Below are 13227 nucleotides of genomic sequence, written 5' to 3' on the forward strand. Positions count from 1 at the left end.
CACACCACACGCGCGAGCGGGTCCGCGGACGCCGACGCGCGGGGTGTCGACCTCGAAAGGTCCACATGCGCACAGCGAACACCGCAGAGACACACAGCCGCAGGAAGCCCGCCCGCCACGGCGGTGAACACCGCGGCCCCCGCCGGGCCCCCTCCCGGCCCGCCGACACCTTCCCCACCACCGCCACACCCGGGCTTCCCCCGGTGGCCTCCTTCCAGGAGCTGGCGCTCCCCGCGCCCCTGCTCTCCGCCCTGGGCCGCCAGGGGCTGACCACCCCCTCGGCCATCCAGGCCCAGACCCTGCCCAACTCCCTCGCCGGTCGCGACGTCCTGGGCCGGAGCCGGACCGGGTCGGGCAAGACCCTGGCCTTCGGGCTGGCACTGCTCGCCCGCCTGGAGGGACAGACCGCCGAGCCGGGGCGACCGCTCGCGCTGGTGCTGGCCCCCACCCGCGAACTCGCCCAACAGGTCACCGACGCCCTGACCCCCTACGCGCGTGCGCTCAGAATCCGTTCCACCACCGTGGTCGGAGGGGTGTCGCTGTCCCGCCAGGCCCAGGCCCTGCGCCGGGGCGCCGAGCTGGTCGTGGCCACCCCGGGCCGCCTGCGCGACCTGGTGGAGCGGGGGGACTGCCGGCTGGACCGGATCAGCGTCACCGTGCTGGACGAGGCCGACCAGATGACCGACATGGGCTTCATGCCCCAGGTCACCGCGATCCTGCGGCAGATCCCGGAGCAGGGGCAGCGGCTGCTCTTCTCGGCGACCCTGGACCGCAACGTGGACACCCTGGTCCGGCGCTTCCTGCACGATCCCGTCGTGCACTCCGTCGACCCGTCCGCGAACACCGTGTCCACCATGGAGCACCACGTGCTCCAGGTGAGCGCCGAGGACAAGCGCGCCACCGCCACGCACATCGCCGCCCGCGACGGGCAGGTGATCATGTTCCTGGACACCAAGCGGGCCGTGAACGCCATGGCCGAGCACCTGCTCGCCAACGGCGTGCGGGCCGCCACCCTGCACGGCGGCCGCTCGCAGCCGCAGCGCACCCGCACCCTGGCGCAGTTCAAGGAGGGGAAGGTGACCGCGCTGGTCGCCACGAACGTGGCCGCACGCGGCATCCACGTGGACGGCCTCGACCTCGTGGTCAACGTCGATCCCCCCGCCGACCACAAGGACTACCTGCACCGGGGCGGGCGCACGGCGCGCGCCGGGGCCTCGGGCAACGTGGTGACCCTCGTGCTGCCCCACCAGCGGCGCGAGATGCAGCGGCTGATGGACCGCGCCGAGATCGAGGCCCGCATGGTGCGGGTCACCGCGGGCGACCCCGAGCTGACGCGGCTGACCGGCGCGCGCACGCCCCCGGGTGTGCCCGTGTCCGTTCCCTCCGCCGCCGAGGCGCCCGGGCGCGCCTCCGGATCGGGCGGACGTGCCTCCGGTTCCGGTGGTCGCGGCCGCCGCCGTCCCCGCCGTTAGGCCCCTCCCCTTCGTGTTCTTGACCTCTCCCTGGTATTCGCGGGGCGGGCTCCGGGTAGCCGGTGGGATGCCTGTACATCCACGGGAAGAGGGGGAACGGACATGGCCGAGATCAGCCCCATCGATCTGCAGAAGGCGCTCAAGGGAGCCGACTACCCCGCCAGCCGCGACGACCTGGTGTCGTTGGCCAGGGACAACGGCGCGGACGACGGGCTGGTGGAGCGGATCGAGAGCGCGGGCACTGACCGCTTCGAGGGACCGGACGACGTGCAGAGGGCCGTGTTCGGTTGACGCGTCCCCCGCGGGCACCGCGCTGGGGGAACACTCCTCAGCCGCCGGCCTCCCCGTCGAGGAAGGCCGCGACGTCGTCGGCCAGCTCGGCGGGGTATTCGCCGTTGAGGGCGTGGGAGGCCCGCGGGTACGTCCTCACGGTGCCGCGGGCCAGGGCGCGCTCCGCGGTTGCCGCGGCGGTGTCGGGGTCGTGCATGACCGACCTCCCGGCGATGAGGGCCAGCACCGGCAGGTCCAGGCCCGCCAGCTCCTCCTCGGGAATCCTGGTGGGCTGGGGCAGTCTGAGCGCGTAGTTGCGCATCCCCGACTCGATCATCCGGGCCACCGGCGTGTCCTCCACCGGCGCGCCGCCCGCGGTCCAGGAGTTGAAGCCGTCGCGCCAGGAGCGCGGCAGCCAGGGCACCGACGCGGGGATCGACCGCAGCACGGTCCCCAGGGGCATGTCGTCGAAGACGAACACCGGGTCGACGAGCGTCAGGCTGGCCACCCGCGACGGCTCGCGCAGGGCGAGGTTGGCCGCCGTCCACCCTCCGATGGACAGCCCCACCAGGTGGAACCGGTCCTCGGGCAGGCCGCCCAGGGCCTGGTGCAGCCACCGCGCCTGATCGGCGTCGTTCCCGACGGGCCGTTCCTGCGCGCTCATGCCGGGCTCGCCCAGCAGGTCCACCGTGTAGACGTCGGCGACCTCCAGCAGCGCTGGCAGGTTGTCCGCCCAGACCGGGGAGGCCGATGCCCGCCCCGGCAGGAGCACCATCGGGCTCGTGTGCTCCCCCGACCCCTCGAAGCGGTACACCCGCACGACGCCGTAGTCCGTGCGCACGTCGAGCGCGGCGTCCGGCCGCGGCAGGTCCGCCATCGCGGCCTCGTAGGCGCGGACGAACTCCGCGTGCCCCTCGGCCGACCGCCAGTGCCCCACGGGGGCGGGCGCGGGCCACAGGGCCACGGCCAGCAGGAGCAGGGCCAGTGCGGCGCAGGCCACGAGGATCCGCCGGAGCCGTCTCTTCCCCACCACCACACCTCCTAACCGATTGGTAAGTAATCTGACCATACGGTAAGTTCCGGAGCCATGGCAAGGAACGCTTCACGTGAGCCCACCCTGACCGAGCGGGCGCGGCGCGCCCAGCTCATCGACGTGACTGTCGGGATCATCGCCGAACACGGGAACGCGGGCGCCTCCCTGGCCCGCATCGCGGAGGGCGCGGGCATCACCAAGGCGGCGGTGCTGTACCACTTCGGGTCCAAGGACGCCGTGGTGCGCGCGGCGCACGAGAGCGTGCTCGCCCAGCTGGTCGAGCACGTGGGCGGGGCCGTCGAGCGCGCCGACCCCGCCGGGGCCCCGGCCGCCTACGTCCGCTCGATGGTCGGCCACCTGAAGGAGCACCCCCGGCACATCCGGGTGATCATCGCCGCGGTGGCCGGGAGCGACGCGCACCGGTCCGCCGAGCGCTGGGGCCCCCTGGCGGACCTGATGCGCGCCGCCCGCCGGGCCCGGGGGGCCGTGTCGGACCCGGACCTGCGCACCGCGGCGCTCATCGTCGGCGGCGGGATCGACGCGATCGTGGCCGAGTACCTGGACCACCCCGACTACGACCCGCTCCCGGCCGCCGAGCAGCTCGTCGACATGATGGAGCGGGCCGTCCTCTCATGACCGGGTCGGGTCAGACCATGCCCCCGTTGGCGTAGACGGTCTGTCCGTTGACCCAGCGGCCGGGGCCGGCGAGGAAGGAGACGACCTCGGCGATGTCGGCCGGGTCGCCGAGCCGCTCCATGGGGTTGGCCCTGGCCAGCTGTGCCACCTGCTCCTCGGTCTTGCCGTCCAGGAACAACGCGGTGGCCGTGGGGCCGGGGGCGACGGTGTTCACGGTGACGTCCCTGCCCCGCAGCTCCTTGGCCAGCACGGGTGTGAGCGCCTCCACCGCCCCCTTGGACGCGGAGTAGGCCGCGTAGGTCGGGAAGGAGGCCCTGCGCACCGAGCTGGAGAAGTTGAGGATCGCCCCTCCCGGGCGCACCCGCCGGGCCGCCTGCTGGCCGACGACGAAGGTGCCGCGGATGTTGGTGCGGTGCATCCGGTCCAGGTCGGCCAGGTCGAGGTCGGCCACGGTTCCCAGGACCATGATCGCGGCGGAGTTGACGACGACGTCGACCCCGCCGAACTCGGCCTCGGCCGCGTCGAAGGCCCCGTGCACGGCCCGCTCGTCGGCGACGTCGGCGCGGACGGCGAGGGCCCTTCCGCCCGTGTCGGTGATCGCGGCGACGGTGGCCTGTGCCTCCGCGGTGTTGTTGGCGTACACCACGACGACGGCCTGGCCGTCGGCGGCCAGGCGCTCGGACACCGCCCGTCCGATGCCCCGGGACCCGCCGGTCACGATCGCCACGCGCTGCTCGGTACCGCTCATGCTCTCTCCTCGGGGGAGGTCTGTCTTCCCGGTTGCTAACGTTGATAACGTTAGACTGCTATCACTGGAATCGCAATACCGATAACAGGTTCGCGTTATCATCGATCCATGTCCGCTCGCACCGACCACCGGCACCGGATCGTCGAGGCCGCCGCCGACCTGCTCAGCAACCACGGCCGGGCCGCGGTGACCACCCGGGCCGTCAGCACGGCGGCGGGGGTGCAGCCCCCGACGATCTACCGGCTGTTCGGGGACATGACGGGACTGCTCGACGCGGTGGCGGCCGACGGCTTCACGCGTTACCTGGAGCGCAAGGCGGCCCTGGGCGCCTCCGCGGACCCGGTGCGGGACCTGCGCGGGGGCTGGGACCTGCACGTGGAGTTCGGCCTGGAGAACCCGGCGCACTACCTGCTGATGTACGGCGAGCCCGCGACCAGCTCCAGGAGCGGGGCCGCGGAGGAGGCCCGGCGCCTGCTGCTGCGCCTGATGGGCCGCGTGGCCGAGGCCGGGCGCCTGCTCGTCGGCGTGGAACAGGCCGCGCAGACCCTGCACGCCGCGTGCATGGGGGTCACCCTCAGCCTCATCGGGACCGCCCCCTCCGAGCGCGACCCCGCCCTGTCCTCCCGGACCCGGGAGGCCGTGCTGGCGGCGATCACCTGCGACGCCACTGGCGAGGAGGACCGCGAGCCCGCGCGGCGGGCCGTCGCGCTGCGCTCGGTCCTGGACCGGGCCGCGGACGGGTTCAGCCCCGGGGAGCGCCTGCTGCTGGAGGAGTTCCTCGCCCGCCTGGCCGCGAGCCCCTGAGCCCGCGCCCCCGCTCGGAGCCGAGAAGGGCCCGCCCTCCCCCACGGCCCCCTCAGGACGTCCACGGGGGTGCACGGCGCGTGTCCGCTCGGCAACGGATCGGTGAACGGCCGCGAGAACGTCCCGTATTCGACTGGACACCATCCCGCGACGGCACAAGGATCAGTTCTCTACCGGGCGGTAGAGCCCACAAGCCCGGAACAAAGGGACATTCCGACCTCTCCGAGAAGGGCTGGCGAGCGTGGCCATCGTCTCCCCCGCGACGAACGGCTCCACACCCCCGCGCGGGTGGCGACCGCTGCGCACCGGCCTGATCGCCGGTCTGGCGGTGGTCGTGGGTCTGAGCACCGCGCTGCAGGAGGTCCCGGGCCTGCTCCCGGGCAACGACAGCCTGGTGGTCCTGGTCCTCGCCGTCGTCGGCAGCGGCCTGGCCGCCACCTCCCAGGTGTTGATCGACCACCTCAGCCGCCCGCCCCGGCCCGAGGAGAAGCCCGCGCTGCGCCGACGGCTGCCCCCGCCCGTCGACCACTTCACCGGCCACGCCGAACTCATGGGGGAACTGCTGGACCTGTTCTCCCGCTTCCCCCGCAGGAGGGCGGGACGCCTGCGCGGCCCGGCCCGGTGGAGGGGCGGGAAGGGCGGCGCGGGCGGACCGCTGGCCATCGCGATCACCGGCGAGGGCGGCACCGGCAAGAGTCAGCTGGTCGCACAGGTCGTGGACCAGGTGCAGGACCGCTTCCCCGACGGCAAGCTGGAGTTCGAGCTCCACGGCGGTGGCCACCCGGCCTCCGCGCACGCCCGGTCGGCCGGCCGGGGCCGGTCGGAGGGCTACGAGGGCACCGGTCCGCTCACCGAGGAGCCCCGCCGGCCCAGGCCGCCCGAGGACGTCCTGGCCCAGATGATCACCGAGGTCGGGGGGCGTCCGCCGGAGAACGCCTCCCTGGACGAGCTGGTGGGGCTGTGGCGGACCGCCACCGAGCGGCGGCGCCTGCTCATCGTCCTGGACAACGCCAAGGACCACGCCCAGGTGGAACCGCTGCTGCCCAGCGGCCCCGGGTGCGCCGTCCTCATCACCAGCCGCGACGGCTTCCACGACGCGGCCCGGCCCATGCTGTGCCGCCACCTGGACCCCCTCTCCCCGGAGGAGGGCCTGGAACTGGTGAACCGGCTGGTGCGCGACTCACCGCGCCCCCTGTCCGCCGCCGACCGCGCCGCCCTGCCCGACCTGGTCGAGGCCTGCCACCGCTTCCCGCTGGCGCTGTGCCTGGTGAGCTCCCAGATCACGCGGCAGCGCGGACCCGGCGCCGCCGACCTGCTGCGGCACATGCGGGACCCCGCCCTGCGGCTGACCGTGCCGGGGCCGCACGCCATCGCCACCTCGTTCGCGTTCAGCCTGCAGCAGTGCGCGCCCCGGGAACGGCTGCTGCTGAGCCGTCTGGCCGGCGCCGGGCTGGCGACCTTCACCGCCTGGTCGGCCGCCGCCCTGCTGGGCATCCCCGAGGACGAGGCCAAACCCCTCCTGGCCCGGATGAGCCACCGCTACCTGGTGACCTACCTCTACGAGGCGGCCGGGTTCGACCGCTACCAGCTGCACGACCACGTCCGGGACACCCTCCTGGCGGCGGGCCCCCGCGTCCTCGGCGTTCCGGAGGAGGAACGGCCGGACTGGTCGCGGGAGGAACTCGAACGGGCGGTGGAGCGCCTGCTGCGCGCCTACGACCGGCTCGCAGAGGCGGCCGCGCGCCGGGCCGCACCGCACGAGTGGAGCTTCGGCGCTTCCCCGCCCGGACGCGACGACGGACACGGCGGCGCGGACGCGGACGGGCCCGATCCGGTCGGCCCGAGCGACCCGATGGCCTGGCTGGAGTCCGAGCGCCGGGGCCTGGAGGCCTGCTTCCGGTGGACCCGGCCGCGCGGGGGCGCCGAGGACGATCCACCGCACGGGGATACCGGTGAGCAGGAGCGGAGGCGGGAGCGGTTCATCGGGTACGGGTGGCGGCTGCGCCGGGCCTTCGCCGTGCTGTGCCGCTCCGGGGGAAGGCACTGGGAGGCGATGCGGCTGGCCACCCGGCAGACCAGCGAGCTGGCCCTGGAGATGGGCGACCCGCTCGCCTACGCCATCGCCCAGATCGACCGCGCCGAGGTGGCCAGCGGCTACGGCGATCTGCACACCGGCTCCGAGCGCGCCCTGATCGCGCTGCACGTCCTGGAGGGGCTGGAGTCGGCGGACCCCCGGTGGAGGGCGCGGGCGCACCGCGCGGCGGGGGCGAACCTGTACCGCCGCGGCGACCTGGACGACGGCCGGGTCGAGATCGAGCAGGCCGTACGGATCTTCACCGAGCACGACGACCGGTGGTGGCAGGTGCGGGCGCTGTGCAACCTGGCCGAGGTCGACCGGTTCCAGGGGCACCTGGACCGCGCCCACGAGCTGCTCACCCGGGCGCGCTCCCTGCTCGTGGGCTCGCAGGACTCCGTTGGGCAGTGGGCCCGCGTGCAACTGCAGATGGGTGAGCTGCTGCGGCTGCGCGGGTACGCGCTCAACGCCTGGTTCGTGCTGGACGACGAGCGCGAGCGGCTCTCCGGCACACCGAACGGGGAGTGGTACCACGCCCGCTACCTGCGCTCTCTGGGACGGTTGTCGACCAACGAGCTGAACCAGGGCGCCTGGGACTGCGAGCTCCTCCTGAGCCCCGCGCGCGAACGGGAACGGCGCCGCCTGACCGCGCAGGACCCGGAGTGGCCCCGCAAACAGCGCGAGAGGGTGGCCGCCCTGTTCGTGGACGCGGACCGGGTCGACGCCGAGCGCTACGCCGAGCGCTGCGCGGAGACGGGGCCCCCGCGCGGACCGCTGCGCCGACGGGAGCGGTTGCGCGACACCTGGCAGACGGACGACCAGATCGCCCGCCTGCGCCGGGCGGAGCGGGCCTTCGTCGAGATCGGCGACGAGTGGGGGCGGTGGCGCACGTGCCTGGTGCTGGGCCAGGCGCTGATGGCCGTGCACCGGGACCGGGGCAAGGACGAGATGCTGAGGGCCGCCGAGGGCTTCGAGGAACTGGGCGACCGCTGGTGGCACGCCCGAGCGCACCGCCTGGCCGCGGAGTCGCTGCAGCAGGCCGACCGCCCGCACGAGGCCGAGGAGCTGGCCAAGACCGCGGTCGAGGGCTACCGGGGCCTGCACCACCGCTCCGGTCAGCTGCGGGCGATGCGGCTGCTGGCCGAGATCCTCACCGGCACCAACCCCCTGGAGGCCTGGCGCACGCTCCAGGAGGCCAGGGAACTCGCGAGGGAGGGCGTCCGGCTGGGGACGGTGCCGGAGTCACTGCTCCAGCAGATCGAGGACATGCTGCGCGTGGCCTGACCCGCCCGTGGCCCCGGGCTGACCGCGGACCCGCTCCCGGGTACCGATACCGTAATAATATCGAACACGCGAACGAACACTCCGGGTTCCCGGGACGGGAAGGGACCGGCCCCCGCCCGGGATCGCCCCGTGCCCCGGCCGCACCCGTCCCCAGGGGGTGCGCGGAGCTCCCGCCGGGAGACAGACCTCCGGGAACCTCCACGGGCCCGTCCGCCGACGGGGGACGCCGACTCCTGAGAAGGGAACGACCGTGTCCGGAGAGCACGGCCTCAAGAAGCACTTCACCGGAGAAACAGCCACGATTCTGGGCAGAAGACTCCAGAAGGTGCTTCCGGACTTCGACACCCCGGGATACGCGGCCCAGGTGGACCGCCGGGTCACCGGTCTGGAGCTCAAGGACCGTGTCCTGGTGCTGGCCGAGGGCCTGCGCTCACGGCTGCCCGTCGACTACCCCGAAGCCCTGGAGCTGCTGCGCGGCACGCTGGGAGACGAACTTCCCGAGGGGCGCGGAATGTTCACGGCGAGCTGGTTCCTCATGCCGGTCGCCCGCTACGCCGAGGAGTACGGCCTGGACCACCCCGCCGAATCCCTCGACTTCCTGGAGGCGGTGACGCGCTGCCACACCGCGGAGTACACGGTCCGGCCGTTCCTCGTCAGGCACCGCGAGGCGACCATGGAGCGCTTCGGGAAATGGGCGCTCGACTCCAGCCGCAACGTCCGGCGGCTGGCGAGTGAGGGGCTGCGGCCCAGGCTGCCGTGGGCGCGCGGCCTGCCGTTCCTCGTCGAGGACCCCTCTCCCGCCCTGAAGGTACTGGAAACGCTGCGCGCCGACCCCTCCGGCTATGTGCGCACATCGGTGGCCAACAACCTCAACGACATCTCCAGGGACCACCCCGCCACCGTCCTGGAGACGGCTCGGCGCTGGTCCCGGGAGAGCCCCCTCCCGGAGACCGCCTGGATCGTCAGGCACGCCCTGCGCACGCTGGTCAGGCGGGGGGACCAGGAAGCCCTGGCCGTACTCGGGAACACGGGCGGCGAGCACGTCAGGGTGCGCGGCCTGAGCGTACGCCCCGCGGCCCTCCGCCTGGGCGACGCGCTCACGCTCCGTTTCGCCGTCGAGAACACCGACACCCGTGCGCACCGCGTGACGGTGGACTACGTGGTCCACCACGTGCGCGCCCACGGGCGGCGCGTCCCCAAGGTCTTCAAGCTCTCCGAGGTCTATCTGGCCCCCGGCCAGGTCCGGCACATGGAGAAGACACACCGCATCAGGAAAATCCAGACACGTCAGCACTATCCGGGCGAGCACCTCGTCGACGTGCGGGTGAACGGGCTGCCCGCGGGCACCGACGGGTTCGAACTCCTCCCTGAGCGCGCGGAGTGGCCCGGCGGTTCGCGGCGGCGTACGCCCCGGCACCCGCGGCCCGGTGCCGTCAGGTGTCGGGGGAGCTCGGGTCGGAGGAGGGCACCAGGTCGGGGAAGGCCTCCCGGATCCTTCGGGCGACCTCGGTGAAACCGGCGGTCTCCAGGACCTCCACCTGGTCGCGGGCGAAGTCGGCGCGGCCGGGCCCCTCACCGACCGAGTCGATCATGCCGCGCAGGATGGCGACCTGGACATCGCGCTCGGCCGACTCCTGGACCCCGCCCTGGGCGGGCCACCAGTAGCTCTCGTAGCCCTCGCCGTCGACGTCGCTGCCCGGGGCGGGCGGCTCGGGGAGTTCGTCCTCCCCGTACTCCGCGGAGTCCCCGAACGGATCCTCGAAGGGGTCCTGGTACGGGTCCGCGCCGGCCTCGGCGCCGGTCGGGCCGCCGGACCCGGCGGCGGGGGCGCTCCTCCCCGATCGCGGGGAAGGCGGCGGGCCCGCCCCGAAGGCGAGTTCCTCCAGTTCGTCCTCGGCGTCGCGGATGGTCTCGCGCAGCGCGCGGTCCTTGCGGATCCCGGCCATGCGGCGCAGGCGCTCGGTGTCCTCCTCGGGCAGGCGCAGGGCCACCTCCTCGGCCCACGCCACGACCCCGGCCCCGGTGACCGCGGTCTCCACCGCGAGCCGGGCGGCCAGCTCGCACTCGGCCCTGCCGTGGTCGGCGGGGTCCACCCCGCGGGCCAGCTCCGAGGCGCGGGTGACCACCGCGAGGACGGCCGGGGCGACCGGGTTGCGCAGACGCAGGTCCACGTGCCCCTCCCAGCGCCAGTGCACCACGGCGGAGAACACCAGGTCGTAGTCCCCGACCGCGCTGGGCAGCGCCACCGGGCGCACCCGGGTGCCGCGGCCGGGCCGCGCGGCCGCCTCCGGGGACCGCTCCCCGGGCGCTCCGCCGCCGGAGGCGGAGGCGGGAGCCGCTATGTCCGCGCCCCCGGCGCGCGCCCAGAAGGCGCCCAGGAGCAGCAGCACGGCCGGGATCCACAGCAGGGTCCAGGCGCCGACCAGGGGGTAGAGCACACAGGGGACGGCGGTGACCACCGTGGTGGCCGCCACGAGACGGGGCGGGGTGACGGGGGCGACGGCGTGCCTCCTCTCGCGGCGCGGACGCACGGCGCTACCGCACGGCACCGGGTCCTGTTCGGACGACATCCGACAGTCTGCCCCAGATCCGGAGCGGACGCGCCGCGAACCGGGCCCGGGTGCCGCCCGACGAACACCCGACTACGGGAACATGTCCGTCACGCCCCGGTTCGGCGAACACCTGGCACCGCGTGGCCCCCGGAGTCGCCCCGGGCCTGCGACAGACCACACAATGCGGTCATCCCCCTCCCGCCCGTCGCCGAGGCCGTACTCGGAGCCAGCCGCATGTTCACAGCCCCACCCCGGACCGGTCACCGGTTCCGTCCCGAGGTCCAGGGACTGCGCGCCGTCGCGGTCCTGCTGGTCCTCGTCTACCACCTCAGCCCCGCCCTCCTCCCCGGGGGTTACGTCGGCGTCGACGTGTTCTTCGTGATCTCGGGTTTCCTGATCACGTCCCTGCTGTACCGGGAGGCCACCGAGCACGGCCGGGTATCGATCGGCGGCTTCTACGTGCGCCGGGTCCGGCGGCTGCTGCCCGCGGCGACCACCGTCCTGCTGGTCACGGGAGCCGTCTCCTTCTTCCTGCTGCCCGTGACCCGGATGGCCGACACCGCCTGGCAGCTGGTGGCCTCGGCCTTCTACGTGGAGAACCTGTACCTGGCCCGGCAGGCGGTCGACTACCTGGCCTCGGACGTCCCGCCCAGCCCCGTGCAGCACTTCTGGTCGCTGTCCGTGGAGGAGCAGTTCTACCTGGTGTGGCCGGTGCTGTTCCTGGTGTGGGCCCTGGCCCGGCGCCGCTGGAACGCCACCGCCCGCACCCTCACCGTGCTCCTGGGCTCGGTGTTGGCCCTGTCCCTGGCCTGCTCGGTGCTGCTGACCGCGTACGACTCCGCGCCCGCCTACTTCCTGCCGACCACACGGGCCTGGGAGCTGGCCGTGGGCGGCCTGCTCGCGGTCGGCCTGACCCACGCGAGCCTGCCCGAGCGCTGGCGCGCGCCGCTGGGCTGGCTGGGGCTGGCCGCCATCGCGGGCGCCGCGCTGTTCTACGACGACGCCACGCCCTTCCCCGGCTGGGCGGCGGTGCTGCCGGTGCTGGGCAGCGCGGCGGTGATCGCCGCCGAGCAGTCGCCCCGTCCGCTGGCGGCGTCGCGGCTGCTGGGCACCGCCCCGGCCCGGTGGCTGGGAGACGTGTCCTACTCGCTGTACCTGTGGCACTGGCCGCTGATCGTCTTCGCCCTGGTGCTGACCGGGGGCGAACGGCTCACACTGGTGGAGGCCCTGGCGGTGGCGGCCCTGTCCGTGCTGCTGGCGTGGGGCACCAAGGTGTGGGTGGAGGACCCGGTGCGCGACCGAGGCCTGGTCCGCCGGGGCCGTTCGGCCCTGGCCGTGGCCACCGCGGGCATGGTGACCGTGGCCGCGGTCAGCGGGGCGGTGTACGTGCGGGTGGAGCAGGAGCGGTCGGTGTCCTTCGACCCCGAGGTCCACGTCGGGCCCGCCGCTCTGGGCGAGGCCCACGACGGCGGGCCCGTCTACCCCCCGCCCGTCGAGGCCGAGGACGACGTGCCCCTGCTCTACCAGGACGACTGCCAGGGTTCGCAGTCGGCCACCGAGCCCGGCGACCCGTGCGTGTTCGGCCCCGAGGACGCGGACACCGACGTGGCGGTGCTCGGGGACTCCCACAGTGCCCAGTGGATGCCCGCCCTGGAGCGGATCGCCGACGAGCGCGGCTGGCGGCTGTCCGTCTACACCAAGTCCTCCTGCGCGTTCACCGGCACCGAGGTCAGGGGGCCCGACGGCGGCCCCTACACCACGTGCGACACGTGGAACCGGGCGGTGGTCGAGGAGTTGGCGGAGCTGCGGCCGGAGCTGGTGTTCACGAGTTCCTCCACGGTCGCCCGTCCGGCCGAGCGCCTCTCCCCCGAGGAGGAGAAGACCGCGATGGCCGAGGGCATGGTCAGCCTGTGGGAGGAGGTGAGCCGGTCCAGCGGCGAGATCATCGCGCTGCGCGACACCCCGCGCGCCCGCAAGGACGTGGTGGAGTGCGTGGCCGCCCACCTGGAGGACCCCTCACCGTGCGAGCGCCCGGAGCGGGAGGCCTTCGAGGAGGCCGACCCCCAGGAGGAGGCGGCCCGCGCCCTGGGCGGCGAGGCGCACCTGATCGACATGACCGACCGGTTCTGCGTCGGCGGCGGGTGCCCGGCCGTGATCGGCAACGTGATGGTCTACCGCGACGCCGGACACATCACCGGCACCTACGTGGAGCTGCTCAGCGACGACCTGGCCGCGCGGGTGGACGAGGCCCTGGGCGGCTGAGCCCTTCGGGCCGCCCGGCCCCGGGCGGCCGCGGGTCGGGGAAGGGCGGCGGATAGGCTCGTGCCGACCGGGCCTCCCGCTCCCCCGGCCCG

General features: G+C 74.1%; 10 protein-coding genes. 7 read left to right on the top strand and 3 right to left on the bottom strand.

The annotated features are described in order from the left end of the window. Window positions 1-65 precede the first annotated feature (65 nt). Window positions 66-1472, top strand: a complete 1407-nt coding sequence (locus tag FYW95_RS10540; protein WP_159944971.1) for a DEAD/DEAH box helicase — start codon at window positions 66-68, stop codon at window positions 1470-1472. A gap of 102 nt (window positions 1473-1574) precedes the next feature. Further along, window positions 1575-1763: a DUF2795 domain-containing protein gene (locus tag FYW95_RS10545; protein ID WP_159944970.1), complete on the top strand. Its 189-nt coding sequence runs from the start codon at window positions 1575-1577 to the stop codon at window positions 1761-1763. A gap of 37 nt (window positions 1764-1800) precedes the next feature. On the opposite strand, the gene FYW95_RS10550 is transcribed toward FYW95_RS10545, so the two are convergent. Next, entirely contained in the window at window positions 1801-2811 is a 1011-nt protein-coding gene (locus FYW95_RS10550; RefSeq protein WP_159944969.1) for an alpha/beta fold hydrolase, read from the bottom strand. Window positions 2812-2829: 18 nt separating this feature from the next. Here FYW95_RS10550 and FYW95_RS10555 point away from each other — a divergent pair, with 18 nt between their 5' ends. After that, the gene (locus tag FYW95_RS10555) at window positions 2830-3411 is read left to right on the top strand and encodes a TetR/AcrR family transcriptional regulator (RefSeq protein ID WP_159944968.1); all 582 of its coding nucleotides are present in this window, start codon (window positions 2830-2832) and stop codon (window positions 3409-3411) included. A 10-nt stretch (window positions 3412-3421) separates the two neighbouring features. Here the strand turns inward: FYW95_RS10555 and FYW95_RS10560 are convergent, their stop codons facing one another. Next, window positions 3422-4159: an SDR family oxidoreductase gene (locus FYW95_RS10560; protein ID WP_159944967.1), complete on the bottom strand. Its 738-nt coding sequence runs from the start codon at window positions 4157-4159 to the stop codon at window positions 3422-3424. A 108-nt stretch (window positions 4160-4267) separates the two neighbouring features. Between FYW95_RS10560 and FYW95_RS10565 the strand changes: the two genes are divergently transcribed. The 3 genes from FYW95_RS10565 to FYW95_RS10575 all read left to right on the top strand — a co-directional run bounded on the left by FYW95_RS10565 (window position 4268) and on the right by FYW95_RS10575 (window position 9834). Beyond that, window positions 4268-4963: a TetR/AcrR family transcriptional regulator gene (locus tag FYW95_RS10565; RefSeq protein ID WP_159944966.1), complete on the top strand. Its 696-nt coding sequence runs from the start codon at window positions 4268-4270 to the stop codon at window positions 4961-4963. Window positions 4964-5204: 241 nt separating this feature from the next. After that, window positions 5205-8321, top strand: a complete 3117-nt coding sequence (locus FYW95_RS10570; RefSeq protein ID WP_160050294.1) for a tetratricopeptide repeat protein — start codon at window positions 5205-5207, stop codon at window positions 8319-8321. A 250-nt stretch (window positions 8322-8571) separates the two neighbouring features. Beyond that, a complete protein-coding gene (locus FYW95_RS10575) occupies window positions 8572-9834 on the top strand; it encodes a DNA alkylation repair protein (protein ID WP_236568048.1) in 1263 nt (420 codons plus the stop codon). Here FYW95_RS10575 and FYW95_RS10580 read toward each other — a convergent pair. Continuing rightward, window positions 9755-10891: a hypothetical protein gene (locus tag FYW95_RS10580; protein WP_236568047.1), complete on the bottom strand. Its 1137-nt coding sequence runs from the start codon at window positions 10889-10891 to the stop codon at window positions 9755-9757. The genes FYW95_RS10575 and FYW95_RS10580 overlap by 80 nt on opposite strands. Window positions 10892-11107: 216 nt before the next feature. On the opposite strand from FYW95_RS10580, the gene FYW95_RS10585 reads away from it, so the two are divergent. After that, window positions 11108-13135 carry an acyltransferase family protein gene (locus tag FYW95_RS10585; protein ID WP_159944964.1) on the top strand — a complete coding sequence of 676 codons (2028 nt, stop codon included), beginning with the start codon at window positions 11108-11110 and terminating at the stop codon, window positions 13133-13135. Window positions 13136-13227: the final 92 nt, after the last annotated feature.

It is taken from the genome of Nocardiopsis sp. FR4, from assembly GCF_009830945.1.
In the GTDB taxonomy this organism is placed as follows: domain Bacteria; phylum Actinomycetota; class Actinomycetes; order Streptosporangiales; family Streptosporangiaceae; genus Nocardiopsis.